Annotated in this window: 13 protein-coding genes; 6 read left to right on the top strand and 7 right to left on the bottom strand. The window is 72.0% G+C overall.

Going from position 1 to position 22,726, the window contains the following annotated elements; genetic code table 11:
• Nucleotides 1–151 precede the first annotated feature (151 nt).
• Both ACIO3R_RS03570 and ACIO3R_RS03565 read right to left on the bottom strand, forming a co-directional pair.
• Nucleotides 152–931, bottom strand: coding sequence for an ABC transporter ATP-binding protein (locus ACIO3R_RS03570; protein WP_402102878.1), 780 nt, complete (start codon nucleotides 929–931; stop codon nucleotides 152–154).
• Nucleotides 924–1,865 carry an ABC transporter permease gene (locus ACIO3R_RS03565; protein ID WP_402102875.1) on the bottom strand — a complete coding sequence of 314 codons (942 nt, stop codon included), beginning with the start codon at nucleotides 1,863–1,865 and terminating at the stop codon, nucleotides 924–926. Before ACIO3R_RS03565 ends, ACIO3R_RS03570 begins: the two co-directional genes overlap by 8 nt.
• Nucleotides 1,866–1,982: 117 nt before the next feature.
• On the opposite strand from ACIO3R_RS03565, the gene ACIO3R_RS03560 reads away from it, so the two are divergent.
• The 5 genes from ACIO3R_RS03560 to ACIO3R_RS03540 all read left to right on the top strand — a co-directional run bounded on the left by ACIO3R_RS03560 (nucleotide 1,983) and on the right by ACIO3R_RS03540 (nucleotide 10,077).
• Entirely contained in the window at nucleotides 1,983–2,600 is a 618-nt protein-coding gene (locus tag ACIO3R_RS03560) for a TetR/AcrR family transcriptional regulator (RefSeq protein WP_123471426.1), read from the top strand.
• A 378-nt stretch (nucleotides 2,601–2,978) separates the two neighbouring features.
• Nucleotides 2,979–6,524 carry a CDP-glycerol glycerophosphotransferase family protein gene (locus ACIO3R_RS03555; protein WP_402102871.1) on the top strand — a complete coding sequence of 1,182 codons (3,546 nt, stop codon included), beginning with the start codon at nucleotides 2,979–2,981 and terminating at the stop codon, nucleotides 6,522–6,524.
• 302 nt (nucleotides 6,525–6,826) lie between these two features.
• Nucleotides 6,827–8,035, top strand: coding sequence for a glycosyltransferase family 39 protein (locus tag ACIO3R_RS03550; protein WP_402102868.1), 1,209 nt, complete (start codon nucleotides 6,827–6,829; stop codon nucleotides 8,033–8,035).
• Between the two features lie 82 nt (nucleotides 8,036–8,117).
• Complete coding sequence (locus tag ACIO3R_RS03545; RefSeq protein WP_385036310.1) at nucleotides 8,118–9,632, top strand: methyltransferase domain-containing protein; 1,515 nt, start codon at nucleotides 8,118–8,120, stop codon at nucleotides 9,630–9,632.
• A 70-nt stretch (nucleotides 9,633–9,702) separates the two neighbouring features.
• The gene (locus tag ACIO3R_RS03540; RefSeq protein ID WP_362961420.1) at nucleotides 9,703–10,077 is read left to right on the top strand and encodes a hypothetical protein; all 375 of its coding nucleotides are present in this window, start codon (nucleotides 9,703–9,705) and stop codon (nucleotides 10,075–10,077) included.
• 80 nt (nucleotides 10,078–10,157) lie between these two features.
• On the opposite strand, the gene ACIO3R_RS03535 is transcribed toward ACIO3R_RS03540, so the two are convergent.
• From ACIO3R_RS03535 to ACIO3R_RS03515, 5 genes are all read right to left on the bottom strand, one after another.
• Nucleotides 10,158–12,332, bottom strand: a complete 2,175-nt coding sequence (locus tag ACIO3R_RS03535) for a CDP-glycerol glycerophosphotransferase family protein (RefSeq protein ID WP_402102864.1) — start codon at nucleotides 12,330–12,332, stop codon at nucleotides 10,158–10,160.
• 403 nt (nucleotides 12,333–12,735) lie between these two features.
• Nucleotides 12,736–13,659 carry a carbohydrate ABC transporter permease gene (locus ACIO3R_RS03530; protein ID WP_385036308.1) on the bottom strand — a complete coding sequence of 308 codons (924 nt, stop codon included), beginning with the start codon at nucleotides 13,657–13,659 and terminating at the stop codon, nucleotides 12,736–12,738.
• Nucleotides 13,656–15,080 (bottom strand): carbohydrate ABC transporter permease, encoded by a 1,425-nt coding sequence (locus tag ACIO3R_RS03525; RefSeq protein ID WP_402102861.1) that lies wholly within the window; start codon nucleotides 15,078–15,080, stop codon nucleotides 13,656–13,658. The genes ACIO3R_RS03530 and ACIO3R_RS03525 overlap by 4 nt, the downstream gene beginning before the upstream one ends.
• Before the next feature lie 4 nt (nucleotides 15,081–15,084).
• Nucleotides 15,085–16,455: an ABC transporter substrate-binding protein gene (locus ACIO3R_RS03520; RefSeq protein ID WP_385036306.1), complete on the bottom strand. Its 1,371-nt coding sequence runs from the start codon at nucleotides 16,453–16,455 to the stop codon at nucleotides 15,085–15,087.
• Between the two features lie 228 nt (nucleotides 16,456–16,683).
• Nucleotides 16,684–20,415, bottom strand: coding sequence for an FHA domain-containing protein (locus ACIO3R_RS03515; RefSeq protein WP_402102858.1), 3,732 nt, complete (start codon nucleotides 20,413–20,415; stop codon nucleotides 16,684–16,686).
• 498 nt (nucleotides 20,416–20,913) lie between these two features.
• Between ACIO3R_RS03515 and ACIO3R_RS03510 the strand changes: the two genes are divergently transcribed.
• The gene (locus ACIO3R_RS03510; RefSeq protein WP_402102855.1) at nucleotides 20,914–22,575 is read left to right on the top strand and encodes a protein kinase; all 1,662 of its coding nucleotides are present in this window, start codon (nucleotides 20,914–20,916) and stop codon (nucleotides 22,573–22,575) included.
• Nucleotides 22,576–22,726 lie beyond the last annotated feature (151 nt).

The following is a 22,726-nucleotide window of genomic DNA, read 5'->3' as shown; positions in this document are numbered from 1 at the left end:
TTTTCGGGGGGGGGGGGGGGGCTGGGGGGGCCGGGGGGGGGCCCGGGGGGTGGGGGGGGGGGGGGGGGGGGCGCCCCGGGGGCCCCCGGGGGCCCCCCCCCACCCCTCGATCGTCAGCCGGGCCCGAGATACCGCCCCGTCCCGGGGGCGGTTATTTCTTGCCGGTGAACTTCTCGTAGGCGGCGACCACTTCCTTCGCCGGGCCGTCCATGCGCAGCGTTCCCGACTCCAGCCAGATCGCCCGGTCACAGGTCTCGGTGATCGACTTGTTGTGGTGGCTGACCAGGAAGACCGTGCCGGCCTGCCGGCGCAGTTCGATGATCCGGTCCTTGCTGCGGCGCTGGAACTTGGCGTCGCCGGTGGACAGGGCCTCGTCGATCAGCAGCACGTCGTGGTTCTTGGCCGCGGCGATCGAGAAGCGCAGCCGGGCGCCCATGCCGGAGGAGTACGTGCGCATCGGCAGGGTGATGAAGTCACCCTTCTCGTTGATGCCGGAGAAGTCGACGATGTCCGCGTAGCGCTCGCGGATCTCGTCGCGGCTCATGCCCATCGCGAGTCCGCCGAGGACGACGTTGCGCTCGCCGGTCAGATCGCTCATCAGCGCCGCGTTCACCCCGAGCAGCGAGGGCTGGCCCTGGGTGTGGACGCGGCCCTTCGTGGCGGGCAGCAGACCGGCGATGGCCTTCAGCAGCGTGGACTTCCCCGAGCCGTTGGAGCCGATCAGGCCGATCGCCTCCCCCTTGTACGCGGCGAAGCTGACCCCCTTCACGGCGTGCACCTCGCGCACCCCGGGGGACTGGCGGCGCGAGGTGAGCCGGCTGAGGGCTGAGGTGGCGCTGCCCTTGCCGGTGCGGGCGCCGTTGACCTTGTACGTGATGTGGACGTCGTCGACGACGACCGTCGGTACTCCGGGCGAAGTGCTCTCAGCCACGTCCGTAACTCTCCTCGGCCTGCCAGAAGTAGATGAACCCGCCGACGCCGCACACCAGGGCCCAGCCCGCGGCGATGGCCCACACGTGCGGGGGGAGCTGTCCGCCGTCGAAGCTGTCGATGAGCGCGAACCGCATCAGGTTGATGAAGACGGCGGCCGGATTGACCTCCAGCGCCAGCTTCACCAGGTGCGGGACCCGGCCGCCCTGGAGCATCGTGCCGACGCTCCACATGACGCCCGACGCGTACATCCAGGTGCGCAGGACGAACGGTGTCAGCTGCGCGATGTCCGGGGTCCGCGCGGCGAGGCGGGCCATGACCATCGAGATGCCGGTGTTGAACACGGCCTGTAGCGCCAGGGCCGGCACCGCCAGCAGCCAGGAGGGCTGCGGGTACTGGCCGAACACCAGCAGGATCAGTACCAGGGCGCCCAGGGAGAAGAGGAGCTGCTGGAGCTGTTGCAGGGCCAGGGCGATCGGCAGTGAGGCGCGCGGGAAGTGCAGGGCGCGGACGAGCCCGATGTTGCCGCTGATCGCGCGGGTGCCCGCGGTGATCGAGCTGCTGGTGAAGGTCCAGATGAAGACGCCGGTGACCAGGAACGGGACGTAGTCCGGGACACCGTGCTTCGTCTTCATCAGGACGCCGAAGATGAAGTAGTAGACCGTCGCGTTGAGCAGCGGGGTCATGATCTGCCAGATCTGGCCGAGTTTCGCCTGGCTGTACTGGGCGGTGAGCTTGGCGGTGGCGAACGCCGTGATGAAGTGCCGCCGTCCCCACAGCTCCCGGACGTACGCGGGAAGGGACGGCCTCGCCCCGCTCACGGTCAGCCCGTGGCGGGCGGCGAGGGCGGCGAGTTCTCCCGGTGCGTACGGGGGCGGGAGCAGGGGCGGCGGGGTGTCCACCGGGGCCGCCGGGGCTGTTGTCTGGCTCACCACGATCGCTTTCGTCGGGGGGCAGGAACACACATGAGCGACGGGACGGAACCGTATCGTCGCAACGCCGAGGGTAGGACGCATCGACGTCGCAACGCAACCGTTTCGTCGTCGCGGACTATGATTCGGGCCATGACCACCGACCCGGGAAGCCGCCGCCGTGTCCCCGCCGGAGCCGCCGTGCTGCGCGAGGACGTGACCGATGCGATCCGCAGCGCGGTCTTCGAGGAACTGGCCGCGGTCGGCTTCGCCCGGATGTCCATCGAGGGAATCGCCCGGCGCGCGGGCGTCGGCAAGACCGCGGTCTACCGCCGCTGGAAGTCCAAACTGCACCTGGTCCTCGACCTGGTCTCCGCCGTCGCGGTGCAGGGCATGCCCGCCCCGGCCACCGGTTCGCTGTACGGGGACGTCCGCGCCGTGCTCGAACTGGCCGCCTACGCCCTGCGCCACCCGCTGGCCTCCCAGGTCATCCCGGACCTGCTCGTCGAGGCGGCCCGGAACCCGGAGATCTCCGCGACCATCAAGGCCGCCCTGCTCGACCCGCAGCTGGGCATCGCCGCCGTCGTCGTACGGGACGCCGTGGCGCGCGGGGAACTGCCGGAGGGCAGCGACCCCGACCGCGCCCTCGACCTGATCGTCGGCCCGCTCTACTGGCGCCTCGCGGTGGTCAGGGGCGAGCTGCCCGCCGGGTACCTGGACGACCTGGCGGCCTCCGCCGTGGCCGCGCTCACCCGCTGACCGGGGACGGGGAACCGGCCCCGCACGCTCTGCGTCTCCTCCTGTGGCAGACCGGGTGGTCCCGAGTGTGTCCGCCCCCGGTTGCGCTTCGGGCCGGGGTGTGAGTGTGCTTTTAGGAGCCGCCGGTCCATCGGATAGTCTGGTGGACGGGCCGCCCACCGGGCCTCCCGGAGCATGCGCCACACCGTGTTCCCGGGCCGTCCGGGCGAAGCCCCGGGCACTGCCGTCACCGCCGAGGACGAACCCCTGGACCGGAACGGCTTTGCCCACGGGGCGAGCACGGTGCAGGCGTAGTCACTCGTTCGGGACCGTAACCGGTGACCCCCGACCGTTCACACGGTTGAGCCATACGGACAGCCAGGCCCCCGATGAACGGACGTGCTCAACATGCCGCCACGGCTCAGTGTCGTTGTCCCCGTCTATAACGTGGAACTCTTCCTGACGGACTGCCTGAAGTCCCTCGCGGAGCAGACCATGACCGACCTCGAGGTGGTGATGGTCGACGACGGGTCCACCGACGGCAGTGCCGCTCTGGCCGCCGAGTTCGCCGCGCAGGACGACCGCTTCCGGCTGGTGAGCCAGAAGAACGGCGGACTGGGGCACGCCCGCAACACCGGTGTCCGCAACTGCGACCCGGAGAGCCGTTACCTGGCCTTCGTCGACAGTGACGACATCATCCCGCCGAACGCGTACGAGCTGCTCGTCGGGGCGCTGGAGGAGACCGGTTCGGACCTCGCGTCCGGCAACGTGCTGCGGCTGCGCGCCGGCGGCAGGCTCCAGCAGTCGCCGATGTTCCGCAAGCCGATGGCCACGACCCGGCTGCGCACCCACGTCTCCCGCGACCTGGACCTCCTCGGCGACCGCATCGCCTGCAACAAGGTCTTCCGCCGCTCCTTCTGGGACAAGCACGAGTTCGCCTTCCCCGTCGGCGCGCTCTACGAGGACATCCCCGTCGTGCTGCCGGCCCACTTCCTGGCCGGCTCGGTCGACATCGTGAAGGACCCCGTCTACCACTGGCGGGACCGCCCCGGCTCGATCACCACCAGCCGGGCCGTCGTCCGCGGCGTCCGCGACCGGGTCGCGCACGTGCAGGGCGTCTCCACCTTCCTGGCGGAGAACCGCCCGGCCGCCGACAAGAACCACTACGAGGCCCACGCCCTCGCCAACGACCTCTGGTACTTCATGGAGGTCCTGCCCGACGGCGACGCCGAGTACCGCGAGGCCTTCCTCACGCACTGCAACGCCTTCATCGACCAGGTCGACCCGACGGTCCTCGACGGACTCCCGCTGCGGCTGCGCCTGATGTGGTACCTGGTGCGCGAGCACCGCATGGAGGACCTGCTGGCGCTGCTCGCCTACGACAAGCGCGAGCCCGGAGCCTTCGCCGTACGCGGCGTGCGCCGCCGCCAGGCCGAGTACCCGGTGCTGAAGCAGCCCGTGCCGGCCCAGGTGCTGCGCGTCGCCGACCGCGACCTCCCGCTCGCCGCCCGGCTGCGGGACGCCCAGTGGCGCGACGGCAAGCTGCACCTCAAGGGGTACGCCTACATCCGCAACCTGCCCGTCGCCTCGGGCCCCAGCGAGTTCCGGATCGGCTGGCTGCGGGCCGGCCGGCGCAACGTGGTGCCGCTGCGGCTGCGCAGGACCGACGAGCCGGAGGCCACCGCGCGCTCCCGCCAGAGCCTGCACGACTACGACCGGGCGGGCTTCGAGGCCGTCATCGACCCGGCCAAGCTCCGCATCGCCGCCGACGGCAGCCCCAAGCAGCTCACCTGGCGCCTGGAGGTCGGCATCGCGAGGAACGGCCTGCTGCGCCGCTCCTTCCCCTCCGTCCGTGAGGCCTCCGTCGCACCGCCCGTGTACCGGCCCGACGGCGACCACCGGATCGTCCCGGCCTTCGACGGCGACAAGCTGGTGCTGCACGCGGAGCGGATCGACGCCCGGTTCGAGACCCACCGCGCGGGCGACACGGCCGGCACCGTCCTGGTGTCCGGCATGGTCCGCGACCGCCTCGCCGGCGGCGAGCTGCGGCTCGGCCTCACGCACAAGGCCACCGGCGCCGCGTACGACGTCCCCGTCACGGTGGGCGAGGGCACCGAGTCCGCCGCCGCCAGCTGGCGCCGCTTCACCGCGGAGCTCCCGCTCGCGGCCCTCACCGAGGCCCGCCCCACGGCGGACGACACACCGAAGAGCCTCGGCTACAGCGTCCACCTGGTCGGACCCAAGGACCAGAGGACGCCGATCGACGTGCCCGGCCCCGTACTGCCGGGCCGCTACCCGCTCGGCGACGGCGCGGACGGCGTACGCCGCGAGCTCGCCTTCGTCACGAGCTCCCGCGGGAACCTGCTGATCAGCGACCGCACCGTGCAGCCCTCCGTCGAGCTGGCGAGCTGGACCGACGACGGGCTGCTGTTCCTGGAGGGCGCGTTCCCCGAGGACTCGGAGCACCCCGTCGAGCTGGTGGTCCAGAACAGCGCCCACCGCGAGGAGGCGACGTTCCCGGTCACGTTCTCCGGCGACGACGACGCGCGGCGCTTCCGGGCCGAACTGCGGCCCGACGCCGTCGAGGGGCCCGGCGGCCCGCTCCCGCTGGGTGAGGGCAACTGGTACTTCTTCTTCCGCGAGAAGGGCGCGGGCGACGAGAGCGGCGACATCGCGCTGCGCATCCCGGCCGCGGCCTTCCGCACCCTGCCCGCCACCCGCACGCTCTCCGGCCGCGACTACACCATCGAGCGGCGCTTCGGCGACCAGCTCCTGGTCGTCTCCGCCCCGGTGCTCTCCGCCTCGGAGCGCGGCCTGCGCGCCAAGAAGCTGCTGAGCGACTCCTACACCGCCCAGCGCACCGCGCCGCTGCGCGAGGCCGCGCTCTACAGCAGCTTCGACGGCCGCCAGGTCTCCGACTCGCCGCGCGCGGTCTACGAGGAACTGGTGCTCAGGGGAGTCGAGCTGGAGCACCTGTGGGTGGTGCGCGACCAGCAGGCCATCGTCCCCGCGGGCGCCACCGCCGTGGAGCACGGCTCGGCCGCCTGGCACGAGGCGCTGGCCCGCAGCCGGCACATCGTCACCAACACCCAGCTGCCCGAGTGGTTCGTGCGGCGCGAGGACCAGACGGTCGTCCAGACCTGGCACGGCACCCCGCTCAAGCGCATCGGCTTGGAGCTCGCGGGCACGATCCAGGCGAACGCCGCCTACATCGACACGCTCAAGCAGCGCGCCGCGCAGTGGAGCTTCCTGGTCTCCCCGAACACCTTCTCCACCCCCGTCCTGCGCCGTTCGTTCGGTTTCGAGGGCGAGGTGCTGGAGTGCGGTTATCCCCGCAACGACCTCTTCCACGCCCCCGACCGGCGGAAGGTCGCGGAGGCGGTACGGGAGAGGCTCGGGATTCCCGAGGGCAAGCGGGTCGTGCTGTACGCGCCGACCTGGCGCGAGGACCAGCAGCTGGGCGGCGGGCGCTACTCGCTGGGCCTCCAGCTCGACCTGGCCGCGGCCGAACGCGAACTGGGCGCGGACACCGTCCTGCTGGTGCGCCGTCACTACATGGTCACCGACCGGCTCCCGGACAGCGGCACCGGATTCGTCCGCGACGTCTCGCGCTACCCGGACGTCGGCGATCTGATGCTGATCAGCGACGCGCTGGTCACCGACTACTCCTCGCTGATGTTCGACTTCGCCCAGACCGGCCGTCCGATGCTCTTCCACACCTACGACCTGGAGCACTACCGCGACACACTGCGCGGATTCAGCTTCGACTTCGAGGCGCGTGCCCCCGGCCCGCTGATCCCGGGCTCCGACGACCTGATCGACGCCCTGCGCGACCCGGTCCGGGCCATCGCGGGACACGCGGAAGCGTACGAGGCATTTCGGCGGGACTTCTGCGACCTCGACGACGGCCGGGCGACCGCCCGGGTGGTCGACCGGATGCTGTAGTCCTCGTCCCGAGCGAAACCCCGCCCCCCACAGGGGCACACGTGCCCGGCCGGTACCCGTACCGGCCGGGCACCGGCGTGTGGTGAACCGCCGCACGGCACGGCGGTGAACGGAAATTGACGTACGGACTGTGCGAACTGCGTGAACCGTTCGAGTGATTCGGCATTCCGGGTGTTTGTGCAGACCCGCAGCGCATCCGAGCCGCACGCCCCATAAGTGTGTTGATCGGTGCGTCGCATAGCGTCGCCGGGTTGCTACGTTCTGTTTTCATGGGTATCCGAATGCGGTGCGAATCCTGGGACGTGCGACGCGCAAGAGCCGTTGTGCTCGTCGCCGCGGCCGTGGGCCTCGTGACTCGCATGGTCATCGCGGCGAATACGCCGGGCCCGACCGATGTACGCATCTTCGCGGGATTCGCCAAGGCGGTCACCGTGTACGGCCCCGTCCGGATCTACGAACACCCGCTGCCCGGACTGCCCGTCTACAACCACCCGCCGCTCGCCGGCTGGATGCTGCTCGGCCTGAACGGTCTCTCCGAACTCGGAATGTCGTTCGCCACGCTCATCCGGTCACCCGCGTCGATCGCCGACTTCTGCTGCGCGGTTCTCGTGTTCGAGATCGTCCGGCGGCGAGCCGCCCAGGGCACGGCGGTGCTGTGCGGCATCGGAGTCGCCGTCAGCCCGGTACTCATCGCCACCTCCGGCTACCACGGCAACACCGACGCCGTCGCCATCGCGTTCGCCCTGGCCGCCGCCCATCTGCTGGCCGACCGGAAGTCGCCGCTGGCCGCGGGGGTGGCCGCGGCGCTCTCGATCAGCGTCAAGTTCATTCCGGTGGTGGTGATCCCGGCGCTGTTCGTCGCCGCGCTCCGCGGCGGCCGGCCGGTGTCGGTCCGCTTCGCCGCCGGGTTCGGCGCGCTGTTCGCCCTGGTGTGGGGGCCGGCCCTGGTGACCGTGCCGCAGCACCTCAGGGAGAACGTCCTGGAGTACGGGGGCGGCACCTACCGCCTCTGGGGGCTCGTCCGGTTCGCCGACGTCCTCGGGCTGCCGGAATCCGTCATCACCTTCATGCAGGGCGGCGGCCACTTCCTCTTCGTACTCGTCTGCGCGGCCGCCGGGGCCTGGCTGGCCTGGCTGCGGCCCGCGCAACTGCCCGGGGTCGTCGCCGCCACGATGGGCCTGCTGCTGCTCCTGTCCACCGCCTCCGGTCTGCAGTACCTGACCTGGGCGGCCGCCGGAACGTTCGTTCTCGGGTTCCGGGAAGGGCTCGCGTACAGCTGCGCGGCCGGACTGACGGCCGTCCTCGGCTACAGCGGGCGCTCCGCCGTGCGCTGGAGCGAGCCGGTGCTGGAACTGGGCGCGGCCGGCTGGATCGTCCTGGCGGCCGGCCTCGTCACCGGCATCCGCCGGATCCTCGCGACCGAGCCCGGCACCCCCCGGAAGGCCCCCGCGGAGCGCGCGCCGCTCACCTCCCCCCGCACCTCGCAGCCCTCCGGTTCCGCCGTCAACTGACCGCGCGCACCGGCGCCGCGTCCCCCCACCGACCCGTTCCCGACCCCAGCACCGAGCACCGAGCGCAACTGGAGAACGCCCCGTGAAGGAAAGCCCGAGTCCCAGGATCGGCATCCTGGTGGTCGCGTACAACGCGGAGACAACGCTCGAGAAGACCCTCGACCGGATTCCGGAGGACTTCCGCTCCCGGATCGACGAGATCCTCATTCTCGACGACGCGAGTCATGACGCGACCTTCACCGCCGGCTGCCGATGGTCCCAGGCGGCGGGAATGCCGCGGACCGTGGTGATGCGGCACACCAAGAACCTCGGATACGGCGGAAACCAGAAGGCCGGATACGCGCTGGCCGCCGCACACGGACTGGATATCGTCGTGCTGCTGCACGGCGACGGACAGTACGCCCCGGAACTCCTTCCCGACATGGTCGCCCCGATCGAACGCGGCGAATGCGAAGCGGTGTTCGGATCGCGGATGATGAAATCCGGCAACGCCCTCAAGGGCGGTATGCCGATGTACAAATGGCTCGGCAACCGCATTCTCACCCGCCTGGAGAACAGCCTCCTCGGTTCGCGGCTGACCGAGTTCCACTCCGGGTACCGCGCCTACAGCGTCGAGGCGCTGAAGCGGCTGCCGATCGACCGGAACACCGACGCCTTCGACTTCGACACCCAGATCATCGTCCAGCTGCTCGACGCGGGAATGCGGATCAAGGAGATCCCCGTGCCCACGTACTACGGCGACGAGATCTGCTACGTCAACGGCATGAAGTACGCGAAGGACGTCGTCAAGGACGTCCTCGAATACCGGCTGGCGGTCAAGGGTTTCGGCACCTGCGCCTGGATCCCGAAGCCCGTCGAGTACGCCTTCAAGGAGGGCGACGGCTCCTCGCACGCGGTCATCCTGGAGAAGATGCGGAAGCTGCCGCCCGGCCGGGTCCTGGACCTCGGCTGCTCCGGCGGTCTGTTCGCGGAGCGGCTGGAGGCACTCGGCCACGAGGTGACCGGGGTGGACTTCGTCGAGGTGCCCGGGGTGCGCGAGAAGTGCACGTACTTCCACCTCGCCAATCTGGAGGAGGGCCTGCCGCCCGAGGTCGGCGTCGACTTCGACTACGTCGTCGCCGGGGACGTCATCGAGCACCTCTCCCGCCCCGAGCGGGTGCTCACCGAGGTCGCCACCGTGCTGCGGCCGGGCGGCCGGGTGCTGCTGTCCGTGCCGAACTTCAGCCACTGGTACTCACGGATGCGGGTCGCGATCGGAGCCTTCGACTACGACCGCCGCGGCATCCTCGACGAGACGCATCTGCGCTTCTTCACCCGGGCCAGCCTGCGCCGCACGGTGCGCGCCGCGGGCTACGACGTCCTGGACATCGCCTCGACGGGGGCGCCGTTCTGGTCGCTGCTCGGCCGGGGCCCGCTCGCCGCGGTACTCGGCGGTCTTTCGAGGCTGCTGACCCGGATCCGGCCGACGCTGTTCGGCTATCAGCACGTCGCACTGCTCACCCCGCATGCGGCCGAGACGATCATCGCTGGAGAGCACGTCGATGTACAGGACATCCTCAACCGACAGTACGTCCCCGCCGACCGGGTCGGCGTCTGAGGCGACCGTCCCCCCACCCACCGCCGCCCACGCGTCCGAGAACCCGGCCGCCGCCCTCAGGAGCAAGGTCTTGACCCTCCCCAGTCTGATGCTGCTGCTGTTCGCCGTGTTCTCGTCCGCGGGCGGCCAGATCATGCTCAAGCACGGGATGAAGGGCGCCGCGGCCGCCGCCGGGGAGCACGGCGGCTCCGTCGCCCTGCGGGCCGCCACCAGCCCCTGGGTGGTGGTCGGGCTGGTGATCTTCGCGGTCTCCGCCCTCGCCTGGATGTCCACCCTGGCCAAGGTGCCGCTCTCCATCGCGTACCCGTTCAACGCGCTCGGCTACCTGCTCATCGTGCTGGCCGGGGCGACCGTGCTGCACGAGCGGACCTCGATGTGGACCTGGGGCGGCTCGCTGCTCGTGGTCGTCGGCCTGGCCACGGTCATGGCGGGCCAGCAACGCTGAGCCCGCGCGCGGGGCCGTCACGCCGAGGGGCCCGTCACCGGAACGTTCCGGTGACGGGCCCCTCGGCACGAACAGGCGGATCAGGCGGTTCCGGAGGCCTGGGGCTCCTCGCCCAGCAGGACCCGGCGCACCACGCGCTCCGCGGCGCGGCCGTCGTCGTACGGGCAGAACCGCTCGCGGAACGCCTTCAGCAGCGCCTCGTTCGCGGGGCTGTCCCAGCTGCCGTCGGTGAACGCCAGCGCCAGCTCGTCCGTGGTCGTCGCGACGGCACCCGGGGTCTCGCCGGGCTTGCCGGAGAGCAGGTCGAAGACCACACCGCGGACCGTGCGGTACGTCTCCCAGTCCGGGGCGTGCACCACGATCGGGCGGTTCAGATGGGCGTAGTCGAACATCACGGAGGAGTAGTCCGTGATCAGCGCGTCGGCGGCCAGGCAGAGGTCCTCGATCCGCGGGTGGTCGCTGACGTCGATGACCGACGGGTCCTCGGGGAGGCCTGCGCCGCCGTAGAAGTAGTGCGCGCGCACCATGACCACGGTGTCCGGGCCCACGGTCTCGCAGAACCGGGCCAGGTCGAGGCGGCTGGTGAAGCCGGCCTCGTAGTCGCGGTGGGTGGGCGCGTACAGCAGGGCGCGCTGTCCGGGGCGGATGCCGAGCCCCTCGCGGATCTTGTCGATCTGCTCCCGCGTCGCCGTCGCGAAGACGTCGTTGCGGGGATATCCCGTCTCCAGCGAGCGCGCGGCGCTCGGGTAGGCGCGGGACCACACCTCGGTCGAGTGCGGGTTGGCGGAGACGCTCCAGTCCCACCGGTCGACCCGCTTCAGCAGCCGGTCGAAGTTGAGCCCCTGGGCGGCCGCCGGATAGTTCTGCTGGTCCATGCCCATGATCTTCAGCGGGGTGCCGTGGTGCGTCATCACATGGATCTGGCCGGGGCGCTTGACCAGGTGGTCGGCGAAGTTGACGTTGTTGAAGAAGTACGTGGCACGGGCCAGCACCGACCAGTAGCGCCGGGTGCCGGGCACCACGTAGTCGATGCCCTTCGGCAGCGAGTCCACCTGGTTCTTCGACACCACCCAGACCCCGTGCACATCGGGGGCCAGCTCCTGGGCCTTGCGGTAGATCGCCTCGGGGTTGCAGCTCACGCCGCGGTTCCAGTAGGCGGCGTAGACGGCGAGCTTCGGGTCCAGCGGAAGCTTGCGCTGCGCCTTGTAGTAGCGCGCGGTGAAGGACTTCTTCGCCTTGGCGCGCGCCGTGCCGGGCGCCGTGCGCAGGCCCCGCCGGGTGGCGAGCGCGGTGTCCAGGGCGCCGAGCGCCGCGTACTTCCCGCCGCCCATCAGCTGCGGCCGGAGTCCCTTGGCGCCGCCCGGGAACGTGAAGCCGTCGGGGCGGTGGCCGCTGTGGAACGAGGCGACGGCGGTGACGTACTGCCTGCGGCGCTTCGTCACCGCGGGGTACGCGGACAGGAGCTCCTGGACGGCGCGGTCGAAGAGCAGCGCGCGCACGGGGTTCAGGGCCGGGCGCGCCTCGACGAAGGTCATCAGGTCGCCGTAGGCGTCGACCAGCTCCAGCGGCGTCGTGCCGGCCGTCGGCTCCGCCTCGTCCGCGAGGCCGGGCAGGTAGCGCTGCTGGCGGTGCTCGACACAGGCGGTGCCCAGCGTGGCGACCGAACCGGCGACGGCGAGCGTCTTCAGCGCGTACATGCGCTCACCGTGCTGGCCGGGGCCGAAGGACAGGCTCTCGCTCTCGGCGAGGGTGCGGCGCACCGCCCGGTTCCAGGACACCGGCGCGATGTCGAGGAGGCCGGAGCGGGCGGCGAGGGTGTGCGGGCCCGCGGGCATGGCGCTCAGCAGCTCCAGCGACCGGGTCGCCCGGGTCTTGCCGCGGAACGGGCGCTTGCGGTGGCCGAAGACCAGCACATCGGGATCGTCGGTGGAGTCCAGCCGGTCCGCGATCTCCCGCAGCGCGTCCGGCAGGTAGACGTAGTGCCCCTCAAGGAAGAGGAGGTAGTCCCCGGTGGCCCGCCCGGCCCCGGCGTTGCGCCGGCCATGGGCCCCGGAGCCCTCGGGCAGGTGGATTGCCTGGACCCGGCTGTCGCGGGCGGCGAACTCGTCCAGCACCAGTCCGGAACCGTCCGGAGCACCGTCGTCCACACCGATGACCTCGATGTCCGTGAACGACTGCGAGAGCACCGACTCCAGGCACTCGCGCAGACTTCCCCGGGCGCGGCGGACGGGGATGATGACACTCAGCCGGGGCATACAGACTCTTTCTCGGACTGTGCGTACTGGGGCGCACACAGATTACTGCGGAGCGCTCAGCAGGACGGGCAGGGGGCTGACAACGGTGCGACGGTCGGGAGGCGGGCGGGTCGGGCCCCGGTGGGGGCGGCCGGTCGGCCGTGCCATCCGATCGATGGGTACGGACGCGGATATCCCGGCCGGAACCGGCAGACACAACACTCTGCCGTCGATGTGGTCGACCGCGCGGCTGATGAAGGCCCCACTTATCATACTACCCACGCCCTTAAGTGAACCTTGGACATCCGGGGGTGCGCGGGACGGTGGCTCCCCCGGGCACGCGGACGGGGCAGTCCATGGTCGCTGACCGGACTGCCCCGTGTTGACGCGCATGACCCCGGGGGCGTGGATCGTGCCCCGGCGGCTACTTGACCGCGCCCGCCATGACGCCGGAGACGAACTGGCGCTGGAAGGCGAAGAACACCGCGAGCGGGATCACCATCGACACGAAGGCGCCGGGCGCCAGGACGTCGATGTTGTTGCCGAACTGCCGTACCTGCTGCTGGAGTGCGACCGTGATCGGCGGCGAACCGGAGTCCGCGAAGATCAGTGCGACCAGCATGTCGTTCCACACCCAGAGGAACTGGAAGATCCCGAGCGAGGCGATCGCGGGACCGCCGAGCGGCATCACGACCCGGGTGAAGAGCCGGATCTCACCCGCCCCGTCGAGCCGGGCCGCCTCCAGCAGCTCCCGCGGGATCTCCGCGAAGAAGTTGCGCAGCAGGAAGATCGCGAAGGGCAGGCCGAACGCGGTGTGGAAGATGATCACGCCGAAGGTCGTCTCGAAGATGCCGACCGCGCCGAACAGCTTGGAGACCGGGATCAGCGCGACCTGCACCGGGACCACCAGGAGCCCCACCACCACCAGGAACCACCAGTCGCGGCCGGGGAACTCCATCCAGGCGAAGGCGTATCCGGCGAGCGAGCCGATCACCACGACCAGGACGGTCGACGGAACGGTGATCATGATGGTGCTGAACAGCGAATCGGTGATCGTCGAATTGTCCAGCAGCCGGGAGTAGTTGTCGAAGGTCAGCTGGGACGGGACGGTGAAGACCTTCCACCAGCCGGTCGCCGCGATCCTGTCCGGGCTGCGCAACGAGGACAGCAGCAGCCCGATGGTGGGCATCAGCCAGAACAGGGCCACCAGGACCAGGACGACCCGCATCACGCCGCCGCCGGCCCGTGCCGCGATCCGGGCGCTGAGCGAGCGCCGGGCCTTCGGTACGCCGGTGTCCGGGGCGTCGTCCGCCCCGGCGGGCGGGGCCGTGGCCGTGGGTGTCGTCATCGGCGCCCCTCCTTCCTAATCCGCCTGATGTTGAAGAGCATCACCGGGACCACCAGCAACAGCAGGAGTACGGCGATGGCGCTGCCGATCCCCAGGTCCGCGTCCGTGCCGAACGAGGACCGGTAGAGCTGGAGCGCCAGTACGTTCGCGTCGTCCTGCGAGGAGCCCGGCGCGATGATGAAGACCAGGTCGAAGACCTTCAGGACGTTGATCATCAGCGTCACCAGCACCACCGCGAGGACCGGGGCGAGCATCGGCACCGTGATCCGGCGGAACACCTGCCACTCGTTGGCCCCGTCGACCCGGGCCGCTTCGAGGAGTTCGCGCGGCAGGCCCGCCAGGCCGGCCGCGATCAGCACCATGGCGAAGCCCGCCCACATCCAGACGTAACTGCCGATGATGCCGGGGGTCACGAGGGTCGGACCGAGCCAGTCGACCCCGTTGTACGGCTCCTTGAAGTTGGACGCCGGGAGGCGGAGTTCGGCCCCGTCCGCCGCGGCGGGCAGGGTGAACGTGCCGTCGGCGCCCGCGGTGGCCGAGGCGACCACCTTGCCGTCCTTGACGGCCTCGACCTTGATGCCCTTGAGGCCGAGCTCCTTGGCGTCGATGACGTTGGGCTTGCCGCCGCCGCCCTGGGTGAAGTCCAGCCAGGCGGTGCCGGTGATCCTCCCGTCGTTCACCGTCGCGGGGGCCCGTGCGGGCTTCGCGTCGGAGGGCATCTTCGCCGGCAGCACCCCGACCAGGGGCAGCTGGACCGGCTCCCCGGCCCGGACCGGCACCTTGGTCACGAAGGACCCGCCGCCGGCCGCCTTCAGCGGGTGGACGGGCAGCGGATGCGCCTTGGGGAAGCCCGCCGACTCGGAGAACGTGTCGTGCACGCCCACCCAGACGGCGTTGGCGACCCCGCGCTCCGGCGCCTGGTCGTAGACCAGCCGGAAGATGATGCCCGCGGCGAGCATCGAGATCGCCATCGGCATGAAGACGATCAGCTTGAACGCCGTGCCCCAGCGGATCCGTTCGGTCAGCACGGCGAAGATCAGGCCGAGAACGGTGGAGACGGTCGGTGCGAGGACGACCCAGATCGCGTTGTTCTTGATCGCGGTACGGATGGTGTCGTCGGAGAACAGCGCCTTGTAGTTGTCGAGTCCGGCGAAACCGGTCCCCGCCTGGTCGAAGAACGACCGGTAGACGGAGTACACGATCGGATACACGACGAGCGCGCCGAGCAGCACCAGCGCGGGCAGCAGGAAGAGCGCCGCGATGACCCTGCGGGTGCCGGTGACGCTCTTGCGGCTGGGCACCTTGCGGGCGGGCGGCTGCCCGGATCCTGGCTTTCTGGGGGCGGGTACCGAGGTCCCGCCGCGGGCTTGGGTGTCGGCGGGGGGCGCCTCGTCGGCGCCCCCCGCTGCGGCTGTCGTCATCCCGTCAGCTCTTGTACGCCTTGGCCGCGTCGGACTCCAGTTTGGCCTGGGTCCCCGCGATGTCCTTCGGGCTCTTCAGGAAGTCCTGGAGGGTCTTCCACTCACCCTTGCCGGGCGTCCCGCCGAACGACTGCGGGGCCTGGTCCGACATGTCGAACCGGACCGCGTCACCGGCCGAGATCAGCGCCTTCGCCATCGTGCGCTGCACCTCGTTCGGGTACGCGGCCGCGTCCAGGGCCTTGTTGGGCGAGATGAACCCGCCCTGCTCGGCCCAGATCCGCGCGGCGTCGGTGGAGGCCAGCCAGGTCAGCAGGGCCTGGGCGCCCTTGCTGTCCTTCAGGGCCACCGCCGCGTCCCCGCCGGTCACCACGGGCGACTCGGGGCCGACCGCGGGGAACGGGAACACCTTGGCGTCCGTACCGATCTTGGCCTTGGTCTGCGCGATGTTGACGCCGACGAAGTCGCCCTCGAAGACCATCGCGCCCTTGGGCTGGTCGCCGCCGCTGAAGGTCTGGGTGACCGAGGCCGGGAACTCCGTCTGGAGCGCGCCGTCGGCGCCGCCCGCGATCAGGGCGGGCTTACCGAAGAGCTGCGCGAGCGTGGTCAGCGCGTCCTTGACGGACCCGTCCGTCCACTTGATCTTGTGCTGGGCCAGCTGGTCGTACTTCTCGGGACCCGCCTGGGAGAGGTAGATGTTCTCGAACCAGTCGGTGAGCGTCCAGCCGTCCGCGCCGGCGACCGAGACCGGGGTGACGCCCGAGGCGGACACCGTCTCCGCGGTCGCCAGGAAGTCCTTCCAGGTCTTCGGCTCCGAGGCGCCCGCGTTCTCGAACGCCTTGGCGTTGTACCAGATCAGAGACTTGTTGGCGGCCTTGAAGTAGACGCCGTACTGGGTGCCGTCCACCGCGCCCAGGTCCTGCCAGACCTTGGAGTAGTTCTTGGTCAGCTGGGCCTTCGCCTCGGCGCCGACCGGCTTCGCCCACTTCTTCGCGACGGCCTGCTGGATCGCGCCGACCTGCGGGATCATCGCGACGTCCGGCGGCTGGCCGCCCGCGATCTTCGTACCGAGGAAGTTGACGATCGGGTCCTGCGCCGGGACGAAGGTGACCGTCGCCCCCGTGCGCTTCTCGAACTCCTTCAGGACCTTGACGAAGTTGGCCTGTTCCGGGCCGGTCCAGACCGCCGCGACGGAGATCTTCTCGCCGTTCAGTTTCGGCAGTACGACGCTCGACGCCTTGTCCTTGCTTCCTTCGGAGGCGCCCCCGTCGGTCTTGCCCTTTCCGCCGTCACCGTCGTCGCCGCAGCCGGTGAGGGCCAGTGCGCCGATGGCTGTGAAAACCATGGCGGCTCTGCGAATCCGAAGCGTTGTGCGCATCCGTGCCCCGTCTCTCCTGTGCGCTTGCACCGACCGGCACCGTCGGACTTCCGACGGTGCCGGTCATTCATTACTTGGTCGTGTGCGCACAGTCCTACGCCCGGCATCCGGGTGCCGCAATACCGATATCGGGCCCAACTCGCTGATCGTGATGGGCTCGTGACGTCAACTCATGGACGGTATCCGGAGATTGGGGACGACAGGCCGTAGCTCGGGCCTGTCGCCCCTTCAGTGGTGCGCGGGCGCGAGCGGTGCCAGCGGCGCGGCGTTCACCGAACGCGCCGCGCGCTCCAGCGCGCTGGCCAGCAGCGCCAAGTCCGTCGGCCCGTTGCCCAGTTCGCGCACCGGGCGACGGGTGGGCGGGTCGCCCATCCGCTCCCACTCCAGCGGTACGACCGTGGGGCGCAGCGTCGCCGTGCGCGGAATGCGCCCCGTGACCCGGCCGCCCTGGAACGGCGTCACCCGCCCGTCCGGATGGCCCAGCCGCCCGCGGCCCGGGGCGGGCTCGTCCGGCGAGGGCGGCACGACGGGCGGATCGAGCACCACTCGCAGCCGGGCCCCGCGGGCCAGGTCCGTGTCCTCCGTGCGGTCCGGGCGGGCGGACGTCGCGACCAGGTGGACGCCGAGCCTGCCGCCCTCCCTGGCCACGGCCTCCAGCGCCCTGACGACCGAACCCGCGGCCGGCCGGCCCGGACTGCCGAGCGCCGGGGCGATCAGCGCGTCGAAGTCGTCCACGAGCACGACGAGCCTGGGCAGCGGCGGGGGTCCCGGCTCCGGCGGCCGGGCCGCGGCGGGCCGCAGTTGCAGGGTGCCGCTCATCTGGGAGTCCACGTCACCGCGCTGCTCGGCCGCGCTCGACGGCCACGGACCGCCCGGCCGCCCGGCCGCCCCGGACCGGCTGTGCCACTCGGCGAAGTCGACCCCGCCGAGCAGCTCGGCCCGCCGCTTCACCTCGGCGCCCAGCGCCTGCGCGAACTCCCGCATCCTGACCGGATCGGAGGCCACCAAGTGCGAGAACACGTGCGGGAGTTCGGTGCAGGGACGCAGACTCTCGCCGCGCTCGCCCCCGGCGCCGTCCACCAGCAGGATGCCCAGCCGGTCGGGCCGGGCGGCGGCCGCGAGCGACGCGGCGACGGCCCTCAGCAGCTCGGTACGCCCGCTGCCGCCCGGCCCCTCGATGAGGAGGTGCGGCCCCTCGTCGGCGAGATCCACACTCACCGGTCCCCGGGGCCCGGCCCCGAGCACCACGACGGGCCGCCCGGCGAAGGCGGCGCCCGCGTCGGCGGGGGCCGCCGGACGGGTACCGGTGTCCGCCGCCGCGCCGCCGGGGACGGAGCCGCGTGCGGCGACCCGGGGGGCGTCGCTCTGACGCGGCCCGCTGACCCGGTTCGAGGAACGCCCCGAACCGGTTGAGCGGAGGCTGTCGTTGTCCCGGACATCGGCGGACGCCTCCGCGGACCCGTACCGGGCACGGGTGTCGGAGCCGGGCAGAGTGCGCGAACTCGGCGTGTCCCCGGGCCCCCCGTCGTACCGCTGCCCGCCCACACGGGGGTGGGGGGTGCGGCCGGACGCGGGGCTGTCGGTGCGCTCGGGGTACGGGGTGCGGCCCGAGCCGGTGCGGTCGTACGCGTCACGGCCCGAGGCACCGCGCGGCATCCCCGCGTGGGTCTCGTTGGAGCCGCCGCGAGGGGGGTACGGGGTGCGGCCCGAGCCCGGCGCGTACGTGCCGTCGGGGTAGGGGGTGCGGCCCGAACCCTGGCTCTCCACGGTGTTCGGGTACGGGGTGCGGCCCGAGCCCCGGCCGGTCGTGTCCTGCGGGTACGGGGTGCGGCCCGAGCCCGGGGCGTCCGTGCCCCGGGCGGCGGGCGGGCGGGGTGCCTGGCCGCTCGTGCGCTGCGCCCCCACCCGGGGGGCCGCGCCGTCCGAGCCGCGGACCGTCGCGCCCGGCTGGTCGTCCGCCGTCGAGGCCCAGCGGGCCATCAGGGAGGCCGGGGTGGCGCGGGCCAGGCCCAGTTCGTCCAGGAGACGGGCGGAGGGCGGGAGCGCCACCGCGGCCGGCCGGCCGGGCAGCCCGGCCGAGCCCTCCGCGCGCAGCGGGGCCAGGGCCCTGCCGAACCGTTCCGCCCAGTGCGCAGAGACCGCGTCCACCGCGGCGACCGTGCCGTGGCCGGCCGCCCGGCCGCCCGCCGTGCGCAGCAGCCGCAGCGCCGTCGCCACGTCACCGCTGAGCATGGCCACCGCCCCGCACTCCCGGAAGGCGATCGAGGCATGGCACGCCGCCTCGTAGGTCGCGGCGACCGGGGAGGTGGGGGTGGCGGCCGGGGTCTCGGCCAGACAGATCAGATGGATGCCCGCCGCCGCGCCCGCCCCGGCCAGCCGGGCGGTGCTCTCGCGCAGCGCGGAGGAGCCGGGGTCGCCGTCCACGATCACCACGGTGAACGGGCCCTCGTGGTGCCGGGCGGCCTCGGCGACCGTCGCGCGGTCCACACTCGCCCAGCCGGGCCCCAGTGGCCCCTCGTCCAGCCGGCGCACCAGTTCCGTGGTCCGGGCGACGGCCTGATCACGGTCGAACGCGAGCAGCAGCCGGCAGTCCTGGCCGTGCATCGGGCGCAGATGCGGCAGCCAGCCGAGCCAGGACCACTCGCGTCGCCGCTCGTCCACCCCGCGCGCCCGGTCCGTGCTGATCAGCACGATCTCCAGATCGGCGGGGGAGTGCAGGGCGGCCAGCTGTGCCACCGCGGAGCGGGCGAGCCCCGTCAGCCGGTCGCGCGGCCCGGCGAGCCCCAGCGACCCCGCCTCCCGCAGCCCCACGGTCACCGGCACGGCCGGCAGCTCGGCCCGCTCGGTCGTGCCCAGCCGGACCACCAGCGCCTCCGGATGCCCGGTGTCGCGCTCCCACAGCCGGGGGCCGGGTCCGATCGCGGTCAGCAGCACGGACGCCGGATCGGGCCAGGTGCCCTCCGGGGCGGTGGGCAGCGCGGTGAAGGTGGCGGGGTCCGGGACCGGCGCGGCCGTCTCGTCGGGCGCGCTCTCGTGCACCGGATCGCCCTTGCCGCCCGCGAGCCGGCGGGCCCAGGCGCCTATGCCCCGCCGGGGTGCTTCCTCGTCCGGGTGGCGGGGGCGCCCGGAGCCGGGCCGCGGCCCGGCTCCGGGGTGACCGCCCCGGTCGTCGTCGTCCCGCGCGCCGCGCTCATGGCCGTGGAAGGCGGGTTCCTCGTGGGCGGGGGGCGCGGCCGCGCCGTACCCGTGGGCGGAGCCGTCCCCGTAACCGTGTCCCGGAACCGGGTCCCGGTCATGCTCCGCGTCGGCCGGCGCCCTGGCCACCCGCAGGTGCCCCTCGCCGTCCGGCGCCGTGCTCAGCGTCGGCGTACGCGCGCCCGAGGTCAGCCGGAGCGTCGACTCGCCGAGCCGCAGCAGCGCACCGGGTTTCAGCCGGACCGGACGGTCGCGGACCTCCGTGCCGTCCAGCGAGGTGCCGTTGGTGGAGCCCAGGTCGGCCACCGCGACCCGGCCGTCGTCGGAGACCGTCACCGCGCAGTGCAGCCGCGAGACGTCGGGGTCGTCGAGGGGGACATCGGCCTCGGCGGAGCGGCCGATCCGGATCTGCCCGCCGTGCAGCAGGTGGACCCCGCCCGCGTCCGGTCCGGCGATCACGTGCAGCCGCGCCGGAACGGCGTCGTCCGTCGACTCGTCCTCGCCGGGGACCTGGAGCGAGAGCACCGCCCCGTCGACCAGGGGCGGTTCACCGAGGGCGCTGCGCTGTGCGTCGAGCCGCTCCCGCCCGGCGAACAGCACCACCGCACCGCTGCCGAGGGAGCCGTCGGGCCCGGAGACGGCCGCGGCCAGGCCGGAGGCCACGGTGGCCAGCGCCGTCCCCGCGGGGGCGGTGACCAGCACATCGCAGGCGCGCGCCGGGGTCTGGCCGCTGCGCGGCGCGAGGACGGTCAGCCGGATCTGCATCGCCGTCAGCGGTCCCTTCTGCGCGGGGTGCCAGGCAGGGGAAACGCCCTGTGATTCCCCCCACCCGGCACGGACGCGTCGTCCGGTACAGGTTCGTCACGTATCGCGGGGCTCCGACCCCACAGTTCCGTGCTGGAGGCATCCTCGCACCTGCCACTGACAACACGCCCGCGGGTCTCCGCTAAGTGATCTTGAAAGGTCGGCTGTGCGCCCAAAAGTGCCTGCTTGGCCCGTTCTTCGACGGTGCCGGTACGGCCGGAACCTTCGCCCGGGGACGCCGCGCGCGGCCGGGCGCGGCAACCATCCGTCCGAAGTGAGCGTCTTCCTCCGCGACCGGTGCGCCGGGAGCGGGAAGATCCGGTCCCCCCGGGAATTCCGGACAAAGCGGCAACCGGCCGGAGCCGGCCACCCACCGCCGGACAGGCTCTAGAGTGGGCCGGAAACTCCTGGAGGAATCCGGGGGACCGCAAGCACCACGATCAGCAGGGAGCGCATGACGTGCGGCCGGTAGGCAGCAAGTACCTGCTCGAGGAGCCGCTGGGACGCGGCGCCACGGGCACCGTCTGGCGCGCCCGCCAGCGTGAGGCCGCGGGCGCGGAGGCGGCCGTCACGGGCCAGCCCGGCGAGCTCGTCGCGATCAAGGTCCTCAAGGAGGAGCTCGCCAACGACGCGGATGTCGTGATGCGGTTCCTGCGCGAGCGCTCCGTGCTGCTGCGGCTGACCCACGAGAACATCGTGCGCACCCGGGACCTGGTCGTCGAGGGAGACCTCCTCGCCCTGGTGATGGACCTGATCGACGGCCCGGACCTGCACCGCTATCTCCGCGACAACGGCCCGCTCACCCCGGTCGCCGCCTCGCTGCTCACCGCGCAGATCGCCGACGCGCTCGCCGCCAGCCACGCCGACGGCGTCGTCCACCGCGACCTGAAGCCCGCCAACGTGCTGGTCTCCGAGCGCGACGGCGTGATGCACCCGATGCTCACCGACTTCGGCATCGCCCGGCTCGCGGACTCCCCGGGGCTGACCCGGACGCACGAGTTCGTCGGTACCCCGGCCTATGTGGCGCCGGAGTCGGCCGAGGGCCGCCCGCAGACCTCGGCCGTCGACATCTACGGCGCCGGAATCCTGCTGTACGAGCTGCTCACCGGCCGGCCCCCGTTCGCCGGCGGCACCGCGCTCGAAGTCCTGCAACGGCACCTCAGCGAGGAGCCCCGCCGCCCCAGCACCGTCCCCGCACCGCTGTGGACGGTCATCGAGCGCTGCCTGAGCAAGGACCCGGACCGGCGGCCCAGCGCCGAGAACCTGGCCCGCGCGCTGCGCACCGTCGCCGCCGGCATCGGCGTGCACGCGAACTCCGCGCAGATCGCGGCCGCCGACGGGGTGGCCGCCCTGCTCGCCCCCGACCCGGCGCCGACGGCCGTCCCGGAGACGCCCGGAGCGGCGGACCCGACACAGGTGCTGCCGAGCAACGCCGGTTCGTACGACCCGAACGCGGCCACCAGCGTCATGCAGCAGAACGCCGGACCGGGCGGCGGCCACGCCGACCCGACCGCGGTCCTGCCGCCCGTCCCGCCGCAGCCCGAGGGGACCCCGCAGCCCGACGGACCGCACCCCTGGCAGTCCCAGCTCCAGGCCGCCCGCGACCGCAACGACCAGACGCAGGTCCAGTACCTCGACCCGGGCCAGGACCCGCTGCGCCGCCGCCCCCAGCGTCAGCAGCCGCCCCAGCAACAGCAGCAGCAACAGCAACAGCCGCGCCGGCAGCAGCAGTACCCGCCGCAGAACCGGCAGCAGCCTCAACAACAGCAGTACCAGCAGCAACAGCAGTACCAACCCCAGCAACAACAGCAGCAGTACCAGCCGCAGCAGCAGCGCCAGCAGTACGCGCCGCAGCAGCCGCAGCAACCCCAGCAGCCTGCTCAGCGCGCGCCCCGCGAGCCCAGGCAGCGCAGCGCCAACCCGATGAAGATCCCCGGCCTCGGCTGCCTGAAGGGCTGCCTGTTCACGCTGGTCCTGCTCGTCGTCGCGAGCTGGCTGATCTGGGAACTCACCCCGCTGAAGGACTGGATCGGCCAGGGCGAGAGCTACTGGCACGCGATCAGCGACGCCGCCAGTACGGTCTCCGACTGGGTCTCGAAGCTGGGCGGCAGCGGCAACTGACGGAGCGGGGCGCCTCCGACACAGTCGGACGCCCCGTCAATTCTGTAGCTATATCGACTTCTGCGAACCAATTCGATGGCAATTCGTACGCAGAAGTGAAGGTTGGCGCCACCCAGGGCACGCAACCCCCCGATCGCCGCGTAACTTTGTC

It is taken from the genome of Streptomyces sp. NPDC087428, assembly GCF_044744085.1.
Lineage (GTDB): Bacteria > Actinomycetota > Actinomycetes > Streptomycetales > Streptomycetaceae > Streptomyces.
Note: the sequence above shows the minus strand (reverse complement) of the source record. Positions and strands in the feature narration are given on the sequence as shown.